The organism is Streptomyces sp. P3 (assembly GCF_003032475.1).
Taxonomy (GTDB): domain Bacteria; phylum Actinomycetota; class Actinomycetes; order Streptomycetales; family Streptomycetaceae; genus Streptomyces.
In genome coordinates, this window is the sequence record NZ_CP028369.1 from 2897543 (window position 1) to 2915726 (window position 18184).

Below are 18184 nucleotides of genomic sequence, written 5' to 3' on the forward strand. Positions count from 1 at the left end.
CCCCGCCCTTCGGGCCCCCGCCCTTCGGCCCGCCCGCCCGTCCTTCCGCCCGACAGCCCGTCCGACCGCCTGTGTGCTCGTTCGTGGCACCCGCGCGCGTGAGGGGGCGTCGGTCGTGGTGTCAGTGGCCCCTGCGGACGGCGCCCGCCGGGACCCGGCCCTCCACCTCCTCGTACCGGCAGTGCTGTTGCTCCGCCTTGCGGCGGCCCGAGAGCACCCTCCCCGGCCGGCCGAGGGCCAAGCCCAGCGGGAGGGTGACGATGCCGGTGGAGGTGAACGGGAACCAGTCGAAGTCGGTCTCGGGGAAGGCGGACACGGGCGAGCCGGAGACCAGGTTCGCGCGCCCGCGATTGCCGCCTCCCGAGCGGATGACGACGCGGTGGCCCTCGCGTCCTCCGCGTGGCCGTGGGCCCTCGCGTCCCCGAGCGTCTGCGTGCCCCTTGCATCCATCTGTCGGAACCCCGCTTTCCACTTGATCCTCACGCGACGGGAGGGCCCAGCCTGGGTGGGGCCGAGGGTGGAGAGACCCCCGAGTGTCTCTCCACCTGGCGGTGGACAGCCCCTAAGGGTCTCTCCGTACTACGGCCGGGGGCGGGTTCGTTCCGGCGGAGGAGGAGAACCCCCCTGCGCCGTCCTTAACCTGGCTTTACGCCGTCGACGGGGGGCGGACGGGGACCGGCGGGGCGGCCAACCCCACCCACGGGGGGTGGGGTTAACCCCCCGGGAAGACGGGCCCGGGCACCAGCGCGCGGGCCCACCTCCCGCAGACACACTTCTCGACGTGGCGCTTCACCGTCCGGCGTCGCCGGCACACCATCCGGCGACACCGGGGGCGAAGCGCTCGTCCACCGCAGATTTTCGACTGAGGAGACTGACCGTGACTTCGGCTGTGACCATTCCCAGGCACGGGGGCACTGGAGGGCGTACGGCCGTTGCCGCGCGAGCGCGACAGGTCGTCAAGGCGTACGGGTCCGGGGAGACCCGGGTCGTCGCCCTCGACCACGTCGACGTGGACATCACCCGTGGCCAGTTCACCGCGATCATGGGCCCCTCGGGGTCCGGCAAGTCCACGCTGATGCACTGCCTCGCCGGTCTCGACACCGTCTCGTCGGGCCAGATCTACCTGGACGAGACCGAGATCACCGGGCTGAAGGACAAGAAGCTCACCAAGCTGCGCCGGGACCGGATCGGGTTCATCTTCCAGGCGTTCAACCTGCTGCCCACCCTGAACGCGCTCGAGAACATCACGCTGCCCATGGACATAGCCGGCCGCAAGCCCGACAGGGCGTGGCTGAGCCAGGTCGTGGAGACCGTGGGGCTCGCCGACCGCCTCAAGCACCGTCCCACCCAGCTCTCCGGCGGTCAGCAGCAGCGTGTCGCGGTGGCCCGCGCCCTCGCCGCCCGCCCGGAGATCATCTTCGGGGACGAGCCCACCGGAAACCTCGACTCGCGCGCCGGCGCCGAGGTCCTGGGCTTCCTGCGCCGCTCGGTGGACGACCTGGGCCAGACCATCGTGATGGTCACGCACGACCCGGTGGCCGCCTCCTACGCGGACCGGGTGCTGTACCTCGCGGACGGCAGGATCGTCGACGAGATGTTCAAGCCGACCGCCGAGACCGTCCTCGACCGCATGAAGGACTTCGACGCGCGGGGGCGTACGTCATGACCGTGCTGAAGACCTCCATGCGCAACTTCTTCGCGCACAAGGGACGCATGGCCCTGTCGGCCGTGGCGGTCCTGCTGTCCGTGGCGTTCGTCTGCGGGACGCTCGTGTTCACCGACACGATGAACACGACGTTCGACAAGCTCTTCGCCGCCACCTCCTCCGATGTGACGGTGAGCGCGAAGGGCGCCTCGGACACCGGTGAGACGACCGCCGACAACGGCAAGCCGCCGGTCATGCCGGCCTCCGTGCTCGACCGGGTCCGCAGGGTGCAGGGCGTGAAGTCCGCGGAGGGCTCGGTCTTCACCAGCGCGGCGACCGTCGTCGACGCCGACAAGGACAGCCTGTCGCCGTCCAGCGGCGCGCCCACCATCGTCGGCGGCTGGAACGCCAACGAAGCCCGCACCATGAAGATCACCGAAGGCGCGGCGCCCAAGGGTTCCGACCAGGTCATGGTCGACGAGGACACCGCCGACAAGCACCACCTGAAGCTCGGCGACGAGATCGGCGTGATCACCGCGGTCGGCACGCACACCGCGAAGATCTCCGGCATCGCCGCCTTCCAGGTCACCAACCCCGGCGCGGCGATCTTCTACCTGGACACCGCGACCGCCCAGAAGGCGCTGGTCGGCGAGTCGAACGTCTACACGAACGTCAACGTCACGGCCGCGGCCGGGGTCAGCGACGAACAGCTGAAGAAGAACGTGGCGGCCGGGATCGGCGCCGACTACAAGGTGCAGACCGCCAAGGAGACCGCGGACGCCAACCGCGAGGACGTCGGCAGCTTCCTGGACGTGATGAAGTACGCGATGCTCGGCTTCGCCGGGATCGCCTTCCTCGTCGGCATCTTCCTGATCATCAACACCTTCTCGATGCTGGTCGCGCAGCGCACCCGTGAGATCGGCCTGCTGCGGGCCATCGGCTCCAGCCGCAAGCAGGTCAACCGGTCCGTGCTCGCGGAGGCCCTGCTCCTGGGCGTGGTCGGCTCCGTCCTCGGCGTCGGCGCGGGTGTCGGCATCGCCGTCGGCCTGATGAAGCTCATGAGCATGACCGGCATGAACCTCTCCACCGACGACCTGACGGTCGCCTGGACGACCCCGGTGGTCGGCATGGTCCTCGGCATCGTCGTCACGGTGCTGGCGGCCTACCTCCCGGCCCGCCGCGCAGGCAAGGTCTCCCCGATGGCCGCGCTGCGCGACGCGGGCGCCCCGGCCGACGCCAAGGCGGGCGTCGTACGGGCCGTCGTCGGTCTGCTGCTCACCGTCGGCGGCGGCGCGGGCCTCTACCTCGCCTCCGTCGCCGACAAGGCCGCCGAGGGCTCGATGTGGCTGGGCCTCGGCGTGGTGCTGAGCCTGATCGGCTTCGTGGTGATCGGCCCGCTGCTGGCCGGCGGCGTGGTGCGGGTGCTGGGCGCGGTCCTGCTGAGGGCGTTCGGCCCGGTCGGACGGATGGCGGAGCGCAACGCGCTGCGCAACCCGCGCCGCACCGGCGCCACCGGCGCGGCCCTCATGATCGGCCTCGCGCTGGTCGCCTGCCTGTCGGTGGTCGGCTCGTCCATGGTCGCCTCGGCCACCGAGGAACTCGACAAAAGCGTCGGCACGGACTTCATCATCCAGAGCGACAAGGGCCAGCGCATGACCGCCGACGCGGTGACGGCCGTCAAGTCGGTCCCGGCTCTGGAGCGGGTCACCGAGTACAAGGGGACCCGGGCCGACTTCACCACCCCCGACGGCAAGACCCTCGACGACACGTCGATCACGGCGGCCGACCCGACCTACGCGACCGACCTGCGCGTCGAGACCGTCGCCGGCCGGCTCGCCGACGCCTACCGGCCCGACTCCATGTCCGTCCACGAGAAGTTCGCCGAGGACCACCGGATCAAGCTCGGCTCCCAGATCTCCGTGGCCTTCAAGGACGGATCCACCGCCCGGCTCACGGTCCGTGCCATCACCAGCAGCGACGGCGTCATCGACAAGGGCGCGATGTACACCTCCATCGCCACCCTCAAGAAGTACGTCCCGGCCGACAAGGTGCCGCTGGACCAGCTGGTCTTCGCCTCGGCGAAGGAAGGGCAGCAGGACGCCGCGTACACGGCCCTGAAGTCGGCGCTGCACGACTACCCGCAGTACGTCGTGCGCGACCAGACCGACTACAAGCAGGAGCTGAAGGACCAGATCGGTCAGCTGCTGAACCTGATCTACGGCCTGCTCGCCCTCGCGATCATCGTCGCCGTCCTCGGCGTGGTGAACACCCTGGCCCTGTCGGTGGTGGAGCGCACCAGGGAGATCGGCCTGATGCGGGCGATCGGTCTCTCCCGCCGCCAGCTGCGCCGCATGATCCGCATGGAGTCGGTCGTCATCGCCCTGTTCGGCGCTCTGCTCGGCCTCGGGCTGGGCATGGGCTGGGGCGCGACCGCCCAGCAGCTCCTCGCCCTGCAGGGCCTGGACGTCCTCGACATCCCGTGGCCGACCATCATTGGCGTGTTCATCGGCTCCGCGTTCGTGGGCCTGTTCGCGGCGCTGATCCCGGCGTTCCGCGCGGGCCGTATGAACGTCCTCAACGCGATCGCGACGGACTAGCCTTCCCCGAACGGCCCGGCATCGAGAAGGACGGGGGTCTTCTCGATGCCGGGCTCCCGCATGTTCCCGGCCCGTCCGCCGGCGCCGGCGCCCCTCCGCGGGGCACGGGGTCCGGCGAGGCGGGCCGGGAACATGCGGTCCTGCGGGCGAAAAGCCTCCGCGGGCGCGGGGCGAAGGGACCGCGGGGCGGGAAGGATCGGAGCCGGGAAGGCCGTGGGACGGGAAGGGCCGGGCGGGCCGGGAAGGCCGTGGGGCGGAAGGACCGGTCGGGCCGGGAAGGCCGTGCGGCCGAAAGGATCCGGTCATCGCCCCACACCGGCACCCGAGGTTGTCCACAGCCCCCGGCGAACGGCCCCGCCCCGTCGTACCCTGGACACCCCCGGCCCGTGACACGCGTCGGGCCCTTCGCGTTGCCCACCCCGGACCCGGCGCACCCGTGTCACCGCGAGAGACATCCCGCGAGAAACGGACGTGCCCGGGCCCTCGACGGAAAGCCCTTCATGAGCCTGCACGGTCTGCTCGACGCCGTCGTCAAGGACGCCGCCCTCGCGGAAGCCATCCCCGCGGCCGCCGACGGCAACCGCATGCACGTCGACCTGGTCGGTCCTCCGGCGGCCCGCCCCTTCGCGATCGCCGCCCTCGCCCGCGAGACCGGCCGCACCGTGCTCGCGGTGACGGCCACCGGCCGCGAGGCCGAGGACCTCGCCGCCGCCCTGCGCTCGCTGCTCCCGCCGGACGGCGTCGTCGAGTACCCCTCCTGGGAGACGCTCCCGCACGAGCGCCTCAGCCCGCGCAGCGACACCGTGGGCCGCCGCCTCGCCGTGCTGCGCCGGCTGGCCCACCCGCGCCCCGACGACCCGGAGACCGGCCCCGTCTCGGTGGTCGTCGCACCCGTCCGCTCGGTGCTCCAGCCGCAGGTCAAGGGACTCGGCGACCTGGAACCGGTGGCGCTGCGCTCCGGTGGGACCGCCGACCTGGACGAGATCGTCGAAGCGCTCGCCGCAGCCGCCTACGCGCGCGTGGAACTCGTCGAGAAGCGCGGCGAGTTCGCCGTCCGCGGCGGCATCCTGGACGTGTTCCCGCCCACCGAGGAACACCCGCTGCGCGTCGAGTTCTGGGGCGACGACGTCGAGGAGATCCGCTACTTCAAGGTCGCCGACCAGCGCTCCCTGGAGGTCGCCGAGCACGGCCTGTGGGCCCCGCCCTGCCGTGAACTGCTGCTGACGGACGACGTGCGCACCCGTGCGGGCGTCCTCGCCGAACAGCACCCCGAGCTGGGCGAACTGCTCGGGAAGATCGCTGAGGGCATCGCGGTCGAGGGCATGGAGTCCCTGGCCCCGGTGCTCGTCGACGACATGGAGCTGCTGATCGACGTCCTGCCCAAGGGCGCGATGGCCGTCGTCTGCGACCCGGAGCGGGTGCGCACGCGTGCGGCCGACCTGGTGGCCACCTCGCACGAGTTCCTGCAGGCCTCCTGGGCGGCGACGGCCGGAGGCGGCGAGGCGCCCATCGACGTCGGCGCGGCCTCCCTGTGGTCGATCGCCGACGTGCGCGAACACGCGCGCGAGCTGGACATGATGTGGTGGTCGGTGTCGCCGTTCGCGGCCGACGACGAACTGGACGACGCCACGCTGAAGCTCGGCATGCACGCACCCGAGACCTACCGCGGCGACACCGCGAAGGCCCTCGCGGACACCAAGGGCTGGCTGGCCGACGGCTGGCGTGTCGCCTTCGTCACCGAGGCGCACGGCCCGGCCGCCCGCACGGTCGAGGTGCTCGGCGGCGAGGGCGTCGCAGCCCGTCTCGACGGCGACCTGACCGGGCTGAGCCCCTCCGTCGTGCACGTCTCCTGCGGCTCGATCGACTACGGGTTCGTCGACCACGCGCTGCGCCTCGCCGTCCTCACCGAGACCGACCTGACCGGCCAGAAGGCGGCCGGCAAGGACGGCGCGCGCATGCCCGCGCGCCGCCGCAAGACCATCGACCCGCTCACCCTGGAGGCCGGCGACTACATCGTCCACGAGCAGCACGGCGTGGGCCGCTACATCGAGATGGTGCAGCGCACCGTCCAGAGCGCCACGCGTGAGTACCTGGTCGTGGAGTACGCGCCCGCCAAGCGCGGCCAGCCCGGCGACCGCCTCTACATCCCCACCGACCAGCTGGAACAGATCACCAAGTACGTCGGCGGCGAGGCGCCCACGCTGCACCGGCTCGGCGGCGCCGACTGGACCAAGACCAAGGCGCGCGCGAAGAAGGCCGTCAAGGAGATCGCCGCCGACCTGATCAAGCTGTACAGCGCGCGGATGGCGGCCCCCGGCCACGCCTTCGGCACCGACACCCCCTGGCAGCGCGAACTGGAGGACGCCTTCCCCTACGCGGAGACGCCCGACCAGCTCACCACCATCGCCGAGGTCAAGGACGACATGGAGAAGACGGTCCCCATGGACCGCCTGATCTGCGGCGACGTCGGCTACGGCAAGACGGAGATCGCGGTGCGCGCCGCCTTCAAGGCCGTCCAGGACGGCAAGCAGGTCGCCGTCCTCGTGCCGACGACGCTGCTGGTGCAGCAGCACTTCGGCACGTTCAGCGAGCGGTACGCGCAGTTCCCGGTGAAGGTCCGCGCCCTCTCCCGCTTCCAGACGGACGCGGAGGCGAAGGCCACCCTGGAGGGACTGCGCGAGGGTTCCGTGGACGTCGTCATCGGCACCCACCGGCTGTTCTCCTCCGAGACGAAGTTCAAGGACCTCGGACTGGTCATCGTCGACGAGGAGCAGCGCTTCGGCGTCGAGCACAAGGAGCAGCTGAAGAAGCTCCGCGCGAACGTGGACGTCCTGACGATGTCGGCCACCCCGATCCCGAGGACCCTGGAGATGGCGGTGACGGGCATCCGCGAGATGTCGACGATCACCACGCCCCCGGAGGAGCGCCACCCGGTGCTCACCTTCGTCGGCCCCTACGAGCAGAAGCAGATCGGCGCCGCCGTCCGCCGCGAACTGCTGCGCGAGGGCCAGGTCTTCTACATCCACAACCGGGTCGAGTCGATCGACCGGGCGGCCGCGCGACTGCGCGAGATCGTCCCCGAGGCGCGCATCGCCACCGCGCACGGCCAGATGTCGGAGTCGGCGCTGGAGCAGGTCGTCGTCGACTTCTGGGAGAAGAAGTTCGACGTGCTCGTCTCGACGACGATCGTCGAGTCCGGCATCGACATCTCCAACGCCAACACGCTGATCGTGGAGCGCGGCGACACCTTCGGCCTGTCCCAGCTGCACCAGTTGCGCGGCCGGGTGGGCCGGGGCAGGGAGCGCGGCTACGCCTACTTCCTCTATCCGCCGGAGAAGCCGCTCACGGAGACCGCCCACGAGCGGCTCGCCACCATCGCCCAGCACACCGAGATGGGCGCGGGCATGTACGTGGCGATGAAGGACCTGGAGATCCGCGGCGCGGGCAACCTGCTCGGCGGCGAGCAGTCCGGCCATATCGCGGGCGTCGGCTTCGACCTGTACGTGCGGATGGTCGGCGAGGCCGTCGCGGACTACCGGCGTCAGCTGGAGACCGGCGAGATCGAGGAGGAGCCGCCGCTCGAGGTCAAGATCGAGCTGCCGGTCGACGCGCACGTCCCGCACGACTACGCGCCGGGCGAGCGGCTGCGCCTGCAGGCCTACCGGGCCATCGCCTCCGCCAACTCGGAGGACGACGTCCGGGCGGTCCGTGAGGAACTCGTCGACCGGTACGGCAAGTTGCCCGAGCCGGTGGAGAACCTGCTGCTGGTGGCGGGACTGCGGATGCTGGCACGCGCGTGCGGCGTCGGCGAGATCGTGCTCCAGGGCGCCAACATCCGCTTCGCGCCGGTGGAGTTGCGCGAGTCGCAGGAACTGCGCCTGAAGCGGCTGTACCCGGGTTCCGTCATCAAGCCCGCCGCGCACCAGGTCCTCGTACCCCGCCCGAAGACCGCGAAGGTCGGCGGCAAGCCGCTGGTCGGACGGGAACTCCTCGGCTGGGTGGGCGAGTTCCTGGCGACGGTGCTCGGCTCTTGACCTGCTCCTCGGGCTGAAGCCCCGGCCGCGGCGGGGGCGGCGCCGACGTGACACCGTCCGCGGAGCGGCCTGCTCCGCGGACGGTCGCGTCACACCTGCGGACGGTCGCCTCGGGCTTGCGGACAGCCCCGGGGCGATCGGAGGGGTCCCGGAAGGGTTCCCGGCTACGGGTTCTCGGGCCGGTCCTCGTCCATCCCCATGCGCTCGTGCAGCTGCTGCTGCCCGGAGTCGACCTGGGACTCGTACTTGTTGCCCGTCTTCTCGTTGACCCGCCGCTCCGCGGCGTCGGACATGTCCCTGGCTTTGTGCTGTGCCGCCTTGTTGCTCTTGAACCTGTCGAAGATGCCCATGCAGAGCTCCCTTCCCGGAGGTGACTCTCCACCGACGATATTCCCGTGATGTACGAGATGCCCACTTGGGGCCGTTGTGGTCTGGACCTCCCGGCTGCCTCCGAACGCCCCTCGCTAGGGTGTGTGCCAGTCCGCGCCAGGGGAATCCGCCCTGTGCGGGGTGGGTAGCGGCCAGGCAGGGGAGGGGCGCGTGAGGCGTCTGAGGGGTGGGGCGGCGGTCGCCGTCGCGTTGGTGTGCGCCGTGACGGCGGCGGGCTGCAAGGAACAGACCTCCGGCGCGGGCTCCGGCGGCGCGGGCGCCACGGCGGGCGCCGGAAAGGCGGGCGGCGGGGCGGCCCTCGCGGCGGCCGAGTCGCTGCCGGTGAAGGGCCGCGCCCCCAAGACCGGTTACGACCGCGAGCAGTTCGGTTCCGCCTGGGCGGACACCGACTCCAACTCCTGCGACACTCGCGTTATCTCTATGCTTCGCCGAGCGATCGAGCCGTTTGCGCAGTTCATAGGGGGAGTGGTGGGTTGTGCTCATTGAGAGGGACATGAGGCACAGGGGCGCTGGCAACACACGATTCCTTCGCGTCGCAGTGGTGGCAGCCGCCGCCGCGCTCCTTGTCTCGGGATGCGAAGGTCTCGACGAAGGCGCCTCCTCGACCGGATCGGGGCCCGCTGCACCGGATGGACGGGCGGTCAGTCCGCTCAACAATCCGGACGGTACGAAACCGGGACTCGCACCCGTGACGACGGACGCGGACCAGGCTGCCGCCCGCAAGCTCATAGAGGAGGTTTCCACCAAGGGGCGGGGGCCCAAGACGGGCTACGCCCGGGACAAGTTCGGCTATGCCTGGATGGACACGGCCGACGGAGTGCCGCTCGCGAGGAACGGATGTGACACGCGAAACGATCTCATCCACCGCGACGGTCAGAACCTCCGCCTCCGAGCCGGCTCCGACTGTGTGGTCACCGCGATGACGCTGCACGATCCGTACACCGGGACGACCATCGAATGGCGCAAGGCGAAGGCGTCCGAGGTACAGATAGACCATGTGGTGCCGTTGTCGTACAGCTGGCAGATGGGCTCTTCGCGCTGGCCGGTGAGCAAGCGCAAGCAGCTCGCGAACGACGTGCTCAATCTGATCCCGGTCGAGGGGCGCGCCAACAGCGCCAAGGGCGATTCCGGACCCGCCTCCTGGCTGCCGCCGAACAAGCAGATCAGGTGCGCGTACGCGGTCAGGTTCGCCCAGGTCGCCGTCAAGTACGAGATGCCGGTGACGATGGCGGACAAGGCGATGATGCTGAAGCAGTGCCAGGGCTGACAGCGTCCTGCGGCCTGAGGAAACGCGTTCGATCCAGGGCTGCCGGATGCGTACGCTCCATGCCGTGGCTGATCGCATAGAGAAGATCGTGACGAAGCTGCCGGGTTTGAAGAGCGTCACCGACCTCTGGAAGGTGGCCGACCGTAGTCTCGCGGAGGGGGACGCTGCCTTCCTCGCGGACCTCGGCATCGCGCTCGCCGGGACCTACGGCTCCGACCCCAGGCCGATCTGGCAGTACAGGAGCGTTTTCGACCACCTGCTCCGGCTGCTGGCCACCACCCCCGGCCCCGGGAACGTCGCCCAGGCGCTGCGGCTGGTTTCCTCGGTGGAGGCCGCCGACAGGAAGCTGGACCGCTACGCAGCCTCGTTGCTGGCCTCCAGCCAACCGGCAGAGGAACTCGCCGCGGCGTTCACCGGGAACGCCTCTGAGGAACTGCGTGCCTGCCTGGTCCATGAGCTCGTGCTCAGGGGCGTCGCAGTCGCGGAGACGCCGGGGATCGCAGGGTGGGCGACGTCGCCGCACTGGAAGCACCATCCGCTGGGATGGCTGCCGTTGGCGTTGTCGGACGTGGAGGGGCAGCCGGATCTGCCGAGCTACAGCACCCGGGGCAGCAGCCATTCGATGCCGTACGGCCCGTCGGAGAACGGTCGCGTGGCGGTCGAACGCGGGGCGCACGTGCCGCCGGTCGAGGAGACGACGACCCCTGCTGTTGCCAAGGGCATCAGCGCGGCCGTGGCGAACTGGGCAGAGGACTCGAACGGCCGGGTCGAGGCACGAGTCTTCGCCCTGGCAGCTTCTCTGGACATCGAATCGGTACCGAGCGCGTTGCTGGCGTTGGGGCTGGAGTGCCTGAAGGATTCGGGGAGAAAGACTGCCTTCTCGGTCGTGGTCTGTCCGCCAGACCAGGCATGGCGGGTGCTCTTTGCCGCCGCCTCCTCGGGAGGGGCCTACAACTCCGGTGCTCGCGGTGCCTACGGCCGACTGGCCGCGTGGCAGTCCCTGGCCTGCCTCGCCGGGGCCACGGAGGGTGTCCCTGCCGAGGTGGTCGAGGCACGTGTACGGGAGTGTGCCTGGTACGGCTTCGACGTCGACACCAAGTGGTTCGAGCGCGTGGCCTGGGACATCGGCCTGGCCTCGGTCTCTCTGGACGGACGACGACTTGCCGTGTTGGCCGCGACGGACACCGACTGAGCAAGCCCCGCAATTGCCTCGGTGAAGCTTGACCACTGGGCAGACGTTCCTCGTGGCTGTCCGGCTGACGGCATGGGAGCCGGTCGGACAGCCCCGAGACGCGGTCGTGCAGAGCGGGCTACGGGGACGGAACGGCCCGCATGGCGCGGCGGAGACTGGCCCGTGCGGCCGTGAGATCGTCTTCCGTCTCACGCAGGCGGCCCTCCAGGGCGGCGATCCGCTCCCTGGCCTCTGACAATTCCTCGTTCAGGGCGGTGTTCCGCTGCTCCAGTTGTTGCACCCGCTGGATCAGCTCGTTCTGGTCCACTCCGTCCAACTCGGCACCGAGAGACAGCCGAACCCGGTTCAGGAGCCGGTCGCGTTCCCTCTTGAGATCCTTGATCTCTTCGCGTGCCAGGGCGAGGTCCGTCCGCAGCCCGGCAGGAGACACCTGTCGCGCCGCCGGAACCGAGGGGTCCTGGCGTACGTGTTCTCGCTGAGCGATGATGCCGTCCTGAACGGCTTGGTGCACCTGGGGCTGGTTGTAGACGAACCACGGGGACACCGCCGCGTCCCGCGCCACCTGGCTGACGGTGATGCGCCGTCCCGAGCGGAGAAGGCCGTCCACTGCATCGATCGCCCGCCTGGTCTTCTCCTCGCTGTCTTTGGCACGGCTGGCGCGCAGGCGCTCGACCCGTGCGTTCCGGTCATTGCTGCCGGAAGGGGCGGGACTTTTCATTCGGGGCTCCGTGTCGTCAGTGCCTGCAAGGGGACGAAGGCCGCTGCGGATCGGGCCTTGCGCAGCTCGCGCGAGGCGGATTCGACGACGGCCCGCTCCTCGGGAGGCAGCGCGTTGAGCTTCCTCCGCATCTCGTCGGCCGACTTCGAATACGCACGGATCTGGTCGTCGAGATTGCGGACGACCCAGTCCGCGGTCTCCATCGCCAGAGCGGCCTCCTTGTCGGCCCGCAGGTCCGCGATCTGCTGTTCCAGGGCCGGTAGGTAGGAGGGATCGGGCCGGTAGAAGTCGCATCCGGCGCACTGGAAGCGGATGCGGCAGTGCCCCCCTCCGGCCTTGACGTTGCTCGGTTCGGTGCAGCCGCCGTAGGGAACCGCGACGCTCTCCACTTCGTAGGCCAGTGGGTCGCTGAAGCCACGGGATTCTCCGTGCCGGTCGACGGCGAGTGCCGCGACCGTCCGCACGGCTTCCTGTTTCCGGCTGAGGGAGACCTTGTAGTACCCCATGGTGACGTCCAGCGACCGGTGATCCATGAGTTCCCGGAGGACGTCCGGCCGGGTTCCGGCGTCCGCGTGGCGCTGGGCGTAGGCGTGGCGGAAGCCGTAGGGAACGATCTTGGTGCGGTCGTATGCGAGTGGTTCGCCGTTGTTGTCCAGGCGCTCGTCCCAGATGCTGGGGATGAGCTCGTCGACCCAGATGCGGAAGATGCGACTGCAGAACTGTGCCGAGGTGAGGTGGCGACGGCGGGGGCGGTTGCGTTGACCGGGGGAGGGGAACAGCCACTGGGTGCAGGCCGGTACCGGAGGGAGAGCCTCCAGTTCCTTCTGCCAAGCCTCGATCTCCCGGGCGGTGCTCTCGGAGAGCGGCAGGCGGCGGCCATGTCGGCGCCGTTTGTGGTTGTCGTAGATCAGCGTCGGTTTGCCGTCGATCCACTCCAGGCAGTCTCGCCGTAGGCTGGTGACCTCGCCCGGTCGGCGACCTGTGTCCCTCAGGACTGTGTAGACCACCTGGTACATGCGGGCGAAGTCAGCAGTGCTCCAACCGCCGTTTTCGTAGGCCGTGGAAGTGCCCAGCAGATCGATGTGCGCATCGAGTTGGGCGATGACATGCTCGGGAACTGCCCGGCCGATGTCGTCCTCAGTCACCTCGATCGCCGCGATGGTGTGAAAGCGGGGATTCACGGCGAACCCGCCGGGGATGTGGTCCATCATCCCGGCTTGCCGGGCGAACTCCAGGAACGCCCGCCAGCGTCGCAGCAGTGCTCGCCTGTGGCTCGTCGAGTGGTCGTGCCCGTCCTCGGGGCGTTTGGTGATGCGGAAGTGGTCCACTACGGCGTTCATGTCCGCCATCGACAGCCGATCAGGGTCGTCCCCCTCGGGGCGTTGAGACAGCGCGGCCGACGCGATTGTCGCGGCGTACACGGTCTGCCTCAGCTCCAGAACATCGGGTCGTGTAGCGCGCCCGTACTCCTTGACGAGTTCCCGCAGCCACGTCTGTCGTACGGGCCGGAAATCGATCACACCATGAACGGCTTTGTACTTCCTGCCCCGACCTGCAGTGAGGCCCACCAGCGCGCATTCCCAGACGTCGCCCGAGGTGGGGTCGGCGCCTTCGAACTCGGCCCGGGCACATCGGATGTGAAGGAGGACGCTATTGAGAACGCCTCTGGCAGCAGCGGGGAGTTCGGAGGAGAAGCCGGAGTCAAGGCTCAGGAGGGAGTCGAGCTCCTGCGGGAGGCTGGCCACGATGCGGCGCATGCGTTGAGGGACGAGGCTGATTCCGGCGTCGTCGCGTTGTTGAAGCCCATACAGAATCTCGTGTCGCACGGCCGGCGAAACCCGTGCCAGAGAGAACTGGGAGACCCCCGGCTTCACTCCGTCCGTGACGTTCGGCCGTCGACGAGCCACCACCGGGGCGTACGTCGTGTCGAAGTTCGCAGGGTTTCCCCTGAGCAGACGGGCCTTGCGGCAGGCGTCGCAGCGACTTCCATTACTTCCGACGTGCGTCGAGCAAGCCGCGACCACGCAGGTGAACACGTGGGTCGTCGGATTGTCTGGATCAGCTGTGAACAGTGCCTTGGCCGGATCCCATTCAGTCGTTCGCCAACCGGAAGCGAGGCGTTCTGCGAGGCAGGCGGACCAGGCGGTGAGCGCGGTTGAGGGCGAGGGGACCGTGACGAGGGCGGTGCTCGATGTCATCGCGCGATTTCCAGGGTGAGGCTGTCGACGGCCGATCGAAGGTCCTCGTCCTGAGCGTGGAGATAGACAGCCGTGCTGGCCGACGACGCATGCCCCAGCAAGGTCTGTACGACATCGGGCGCCACGCCGCTGCGGATCCAGCGGGTTGCCGCTGTGTGCCGCATCATGTGCGGCCGGGCGCGCAGGCCGCAACGGTCACCGATGCGCTCGATGACCTGTTTCGCGTTCGAGTACGACATCGGACGGCCCGCCCAGCCGCCGACGAGATTCACGAATACGTAGTCACAGCCTGCCGCTCCGGGTACATCTTCCCGCTCGGCCAGATACTCGCGGTACCGGTGAACGGCGGTCTGAGCGAGGGGCACTGCACGGTGCCGGCCGGCCTTCGCACGTGCCCCGTTCTCGTTGTTCTGGCGGGGGCGGACGTGCAGGTGGGCGCCACCTGTCCGGCAGCCGAGGTGCGTGGAGTCGGGGAGCAGATGCATGTCCTCGCGCCGCAGTCCGAGGGCTTCGCCGATACGGAGGCCCGCTTCCACCAGGACGGTCAGCAGCAGCCGGTCACGCGCAGTGTGAGCGGCGTCGATGACCTGCTCCGTCTGGACGCCGGTGAGCGTCTGTGGTGCCCGCTCGATCTCCGGCGCCTTCAGGACGCGGGCTTTGACCATCAGGTGCTGGCCGCCCTCGCCAGGATCGAAGCCGACCGGGGCGTGGGCGAGGAAGCGCGGCTCGCTGAGACGCGCCGCGACCTCGTGATCCACATGTCCCTGGACCGCGCAGTAGCGGAGGAACTCGCACACCGCGGTGAGTGTGGCGTTGACCGTCTTGCCGGACGGAGGCCGCCCGTACTGGGTCGGTGTCCGTTCGACGTAGAACTTGAACAGACTCAAGTCCCCGAGCCGGACGGTCCTCCAGTCGATGCCTCGATCCGCGCACCAGTTGAGGAAGCGGCCGATTCTGGGGATGTACGCGCGCTGTGTCTGTGGCGATCGACCGGCTCCGCGCAGATACAGGGAGAACTCGCGGGCCTCGGGATGAGGCGCGTACGTCTCCTCGTCGACCAGGAGCCAGGTGATGTCGCCGGTGGTGGGCGATACGGCCTTCTCTGTGTGTAACGTCATGGGATTTACTTCCTGTCTCCGATGTCACTCATGTGCCTCATGGCGTGACTGATAACGGCGAGGGACAGGACTGGGTTACGGCTGTGCCTCATGTGCATCGCGTTGAGGAGGGAGATAGAGATAACTCGCGACGACATCCTCAAGCGGGATCTGGAGAAGGTGAAGTTCACCGGCGGCGTCTGCAAGGTGTCCGCCGGGATCCTGGAGTCGGATCCGTACTCGGGGAAGACCGTGACCTACCGGCGCGGCAGCAGCAAGGTCGACATCGACCATGTCGTCGCCCTCTCGGACGCCTGGCAGAAGGGCGCCAAGTACTGGGACGCCGCCAAGCGGATAGCGCTCGCCAACGACCCGCTCAACCTGCTGGCCGTCGACGCGAGCACCAACCGTTCCAAGGGGGACGGTGACACGGCGACATGGGTGCCGCCCAACAAGGCCTACCGCTGCACGTACGTCGCGGCGCAGGTCGCCGTGAAGAAGAAGTACCAGCTGTGGGTCACCGCGGCGGAGAAGTCCGCGATGGAGAAGGTGCTGTCGGCCTGCCCCGGGCAGCGACTGCCCGTCGGGGGCAACCCGACCAAGGCTCCGGACCGCTTCCACGCGGGGTGAGCGCAGCAGGAATCGGCAACCGGTTCACGGCCGGCGGCCGCACGGCTACCGGCCGTACGGGTACCCCTGCTGGTACGGGTTCGGGTGGCCCGTTCCGTACGCCGGAGCCGTCGCCGGCGCCTTCTTGTCGAACATCGCGAACAGCAGCATGCCCGTCGCCATCAGCAGGGTGATGAGGAACATGCCGCCGAAGAAGGCGTCCGAGTCGTCGTTGTCGGAGGCCACCGTGCACGTCACGATCGCCACCTCGTACAGCGCGAACGAGCCGAAGGCCGCCCAGTCCGAGGACAGGCCGCGACGGATCCCCACGTAGAGGAACGGCACCCACGCCAGGAAGCCCAGCGAGAGCCACACCAGCAGCACCCAGGCGAGCCTCTCGAACCAGCCGCCCTCCAGCCGTCTCACCGTGCCGGTCACGGTCGTCGTCGGCATCGTCATGTCGCCCCCCAAGGTCACCAGGGAGCAAGGGTAGGACATGGGCGGCCCACGTCAGGCCACTGCTTCTTTACCGTGACGTAAGTGAATCTTGTGGCGATGCGGATGCCCCGTTTCCCGTTCGCGGGGGCGCCGCGGGTTACGGTGCCATCCGCCTCCGGTGCCCGGACGTCGAGTCGACACCGTATCGTCGTACTGGTCAAGGGGAGACGCATGTACGACACGGCCGCGGCAGCGAGGCCACCGTACGCACAGACGAACGATGGGGTGGGGATGGCATGGCCGAGCACCGGCAGTCCAGGAAGCGCAGATACATCACGTGGGGCGTCGCCGGCGCGGCCGTCCTCGCGGGGGCCGGGATAGCGGCTCAGACCTCGATGGCGGCCACCGTCTGGCCCGCCCAGAAGACGTACACCGGGCGCGCCTTCGACGCCTGCACCGCGCCTTCGCTTGCCGCGATGAAGGCGTGGAAGACCGACGGTTACTACGGGGGCGCCGCCGTCTACATCGGCGGCAAGAACCGCGGTTGCGCGCAGCCCAACCTGACCGCGTCCTGGGTGAAGTCGGTCAACACGCTCGGCTGGAAGCTCATCCCCCTCTACGTGGGCGCGCAACCGCCGTGCCAGACCGGCTCCAGCCCCGAGAAGATCACCGCCTCCACGGCCACCTCCCTGGGCGCGACCGACGCGGCGGACGCCGTCACCAAGGCGTCCGCTCTCGGCATGAAGGCGGGCAGCCCGGTCTACCTCGACATGGAGGCGTACGACATCACGAACAAGTCGTGCAACGACGCCGTGCTGGCCTACGTCCGCTCCTTCAGCAAGACGCTGCGCGCCAAGACGTACCGGGCCGGCTACTACGGGTTCAGCAGCTCCAGCGCCAAGGCGATCGCCACCGCGACGAACAAGACGGACCTGCCGGGCAACCTCTGGTACGCGCTGTGGGACAAGAAGGACACCACGACCACGGACTGGCCGTGGGGCGCCACCCAGTTCACCGGCCACAGCCGCGGCCACCAGTACCTGGTCAACAGCAAGGAGACCCGCGGCGGTTACACGATCACCGTGGACCGCGACTCCTGGGACGCGCCGGTCGCCCTGGTCGGCTGAGAGCGTCCCGGACCCGCCCGGCCGACCGTTCGCACCGACGAGCGGGCGCGGACGGGCGCGGCGGTGCCGGAAGTCCTGGTGAATCGTTGGTCGAATGGGTTGGCCGCAGCCGCGCCACTGCCTAACATCGATCACCGCAAGACCTTGTGCACCGCCGCACAATCTCCTCGGGAGGCTTCCTTGCACCGCCGTCGTCGCACCGCGCTCCTGCTGTCCGCCGCGATCGCGGCGGCCCCTCTCCTCACCGCCTGCGGCAACGACGCGCATCCGGGCGCGGCGGCCGTCGTGGGCGGTCAGCGGATCACCGTCGCGCAGCTGGAGAGCCGGGTGGACGAGGTGCGCGCCGCGCAGCGCGCGGCCGTCACCGACGACACCCAGTACGCGCAGGCCGTCGGTCAGACCGGCGGGCTCGCCCGGGACACCCTGCACGGCATGGTCCTCGACCGGGTGCTGCACCGCGCCGCCGAGGACGCGGGCATCACGGTCACCCCCCGCGAGGTCCAGGAGATGCGGACCGGCCTGGAACAGCAGGCGGGCGGTGCGAAGGGCCTGGAGACGGCGTGGCTGCAGCAGTACGGCATCCCGGCGCAGCGCCTCGACGAGAACCTCCGCCTCCAGCTGGAGGCCCAGAAACTCGCCGCCCAGCTCGGCACGAACACCAGCCAGCCCGCCTTCTGGAACGCCCTGTCCAAGGCGTCCACGTCCCTCGGCGTCGACCTCAACCCGCGCTACGGCAGCTGGGACGAGCAGAAGGTCGCCCGCGTCGACGCGAAGACCCCGTGGGTGCGGGAGGTCACGGCGACCGGGACCAAGCAGACGACATGACCTGCTTTCGACGTGCCCCCGCGCCATCCATGTGACGTTGTGCGATC

At 69.5% G+C, this 18184-nt stretch carries 12 protein-coding genes and 3 pseudogenes; 9 read left to right on the forward strand and 6 right to left on the reverse strand.

Features of this window, described 5'->3' with window-relative positions; genetic code table 11:
* Positions 1 to 121: 121 nt before the first annotated feature.
* Positions 122 to 337 (reverse strand): annotated as a pseudogene (locus C6376_RS13075) (cation acetate symporter); the annotation flags it as partial.
* A 540-nt stretch (positions 338 to 877) separates the two neighbouring features.
* Between C6376_RS13075 and C6376_RS13080 the strand changes: the two are divergent.
* The 3 genes from C6376_RS13080 (at position 878) to mfd (ending at position 8276) form a co-directional block, all read left to right on the forward strand.
* On the forward strand, positions 878 to 1666 hold the full coding sequence (locus C6376_RS13080) for an ABC transporter ATP-binding protein (RefSeq protein ID WP_107443579.1): 789 nt from the start codon (positions 878 to 880) through the stop codon (positions 1664 to 1666).
* Positions 1663 to 4242 carry an ABC transporter permease gene (locus tag C6376_RS13085; protein ID WP_107443580.1) on the forward strand — a complete coding sequence of 860 codons (2580 nt, stop codon included), beginning with the start codon at positions 1663 to 1665 and terminating at the stop codon, positions 4240 to 4242. The genes C6376_RS13080 and C6376_RS13085 overlap by 4 nt, the downstream gene beginning before the upstream one ends.
* Positions 4243 to 4742: 500 nt before the next feature.
* Positions 4743 to 8276, forward strand: coding sequence for a transcription-repair coupling factor (gene mfd / locus C6376_RS13090; RefSeq protein ID WP_107443581.1), 3534 nt, complete (start codon positions 4743 to 4745; stop codon positions 8274 to 8276).
* Between the two features lie 164 nt (positions 8277 to 8440).
* Here mfd and C6376_RS13095 read toward each other — a convergent pair whose 3' ends face one another.
* On the reverse strand, positions 8441 to 8626 hold the full coding sequence (locus C6376_RS13095; RefSeq protein ID WP_107443582.1) for an antitoxin: 186 nt from the start codon (positions 8624 to 8626) through the stop codon (positions 8441 to 8443).
* A gap of 190 nt (positions 8627 to 8816) precedes the next feature.
* Between C6376_RS13095 and C6376_RS13100 the strand changes: the two are divergent.
* The 3 genes and pseudogenes from C6376_RS13100 to C6376_RS13110 all read left to right on the forward strand — a co-directional run.
* Positions 8817 to 9107: pseudogene (locus C6376_RS13100) on the forward strand (hypothetical protein); the annotation flags it as partial.
* 52 nt (positions 9108 to 9159) lie between these two features.
* Positions 9160 to 9933 carry an HNH endonuclease family protein gene (locus C6376_RS13105; RefSeq protein WP_107443583.1) on the forward strand — a complete coding sequence of 258 codons (774 nt, stop codon included), beginning with the start codon at positions 9160 to 9162 and terminating at the stop codon, positions 9931 to 9933.
* 64 nt (positions 9934 to 9997) lie between these two features.
* A complete protein-coding gene (locus tag C6376_RS13110; RefSeq protein ID WP_107448938.1) occupies positions 9998 to 11125 on the forward strand; it encodes a DUF6183 family protein in 1128 nt (375 codons plus the stop codon).
* A gap of 118 nt (positions 11126 to 11243) precedes the next feature.
* Here the strand turns inward: C6376_RS13110 and C6376_RS13115 are convergent, their stop codons facing one another.
* The 3 genes from C6376_RS13115 to C6376_RS13125 are packed head-to-tail and all read right to left on the reverse strand — an operon-like array spanning position 11244 to position 15159.
* Positions 11244 to 11843 (reverse strand): DUF6262 family protein, encoded by a 600-nt coding sequence (locus C6376_RS13115; RefSeq protein ID WP_107443584.1) that lies wholly within the window; start codon positions 11841 to 11843, stop codon positions 11244 to 11246.
* Entirely contained in the window at positions 11840 to 14041 is a 2202-nt protein-coding gene (locus tag C6376_RS13120; RefSeq protein ID WP_107443585.1) for a site-specific integrase, read from the reverse strand. The genes C6376_RS13115 and C6376_RS13120 overlap by 4 nt, the downstream gene beginning before the upstream one ends.
* The gene (locus C6376_RS13125) at positions 14038 to 15159 is read right to left on the reverse strand and encodes a tyrosine-type recombinase/integrase (protein WP_107443586.1); all 1122 of its coding nucleotides are present in this window, start codon (positions 15157 to 15159) and stop codon (positions 14038 to 14040) included. Before C6376_RS13125 ends, C6376_RS13120 begins: the two co-directional genes overlap by 4 nt.
* A gap of 123 nt (positions 15160 to 15282) precedes the next feature.
* Here C6376_RS13125 and C6376_RS13130 point away from each other — a divergent pair.
* Positions 15283 to 15768, forward strand: a pseudogene (locus C6376_RS13130) (HNH endonuclease family protein); the annotation flags it as partial.
* Positions 15769 to 15813: 45 nt separating this feature from the next.
* Here the strand turns inward: C6376_RS13130 and C6376_RS13135 are convergent.
* Positions 15814 to 16224, reverse strand: a complete 411-nt coding sequence (locus C6376_RS13135) for a hypothetical protein (RefSeq protein WP_254075928.1) — start codon at positions 16222 to 16224, stop codon at positions 15814 to 15816.
* Between the two features lie 257 nt (positions 16225 to 16481).
* On the opposite strand from C6376_RS13135, the gene C6376_RS13140 reads away from it, so the two are divergent.
* Positions 16482 to 17312 carry a glycoside hydrolase domain-containing protein gene (locus C6376_RS13140; protein WP_107443588.1) on the forward strand — a complete coding sequence of 277 codons (831 nt, stop codon included), beginning with the start codon at positions 16482 to 16484 and terminating at the stop codon, positions 17310 to 17312.
* 180 nt (positions 17313 to 17492) lie between these two features.
* Positions 17493 to 18137, forward strand: coding sequence for a SurA N-terminal domain-containing protein (locus tag C6376_RS13145; protein ID WP_107443589.1), 645 nt, complete (start codon positions 17493 to 17495; stop codon positions 18135 to 18137).
* The last annotated feature ends 47 nt before the right edge of the window (positions 18138 to 18184 follow it).

What these genes read in the sequence shown, in the direction of transcription:
- C6376_RS13085 (WP_107443580.1), top strand. Translation starts at nt 1,663, where the DNA reads ATGACCGTGCTGAAGACCTCCATGCGCAACTTCTTCGCGCACAAGGGA.
- C6376_RS13125 (WP_107443586.1), bottom strand. Translation starts at nt 15,159, where the DNA reads ATGACGTTACACACAGAGAAGGCCGTATCGCCCACCACCGGCGACATC.
- C6376_RS13115 (WP_107443584.1), bottom strand. Translation starts at nt 11,843, where the DNA reads ATGAAAAGTCCCGCCCCTTCCGGCAGCAATGACCGGAACGCACGGGTC.
- mfd (WP_107443581.1), top strand. Translation starts at nt 4,743, where the DNA reads ATGAGCCTGCACGGTCTGCTCGACGCCGTCGTCAAGGACGCCGCCCTC.
- C6376_RS13140 (WP_107443588.1), top strand. Translation starts at nt 16,482, where the DNA reads ATGGCCGAGCACCGGCAGTCCAGGAAGCGCAGATACATCACGTGGGGC.
- C6376_RS13095 (WP_107443582.1), bottom strand. Translation starts at nt 8,626, where the DNA reads ATGGGCATCTTCGACAGGTTCAAGAGCAACAAGGCGGCACAGCACAAA.
- C6376_RS13105 (WP_107443583.1), top strand. Translation starts at nt 9,160, where the DNA reads ATGAGGCACAGGGGCGCTGGCAACACACGATTCCTTCGCGTCGCAGTG.
- C6376_RS13120 (WP_107443585.1), bottom strand. Translation starts at nt 14,041, where the DNA reads ATGACATCGAGCACCGCCCTCGTCACGGTCCCCTCGCCCTCAACCGCG.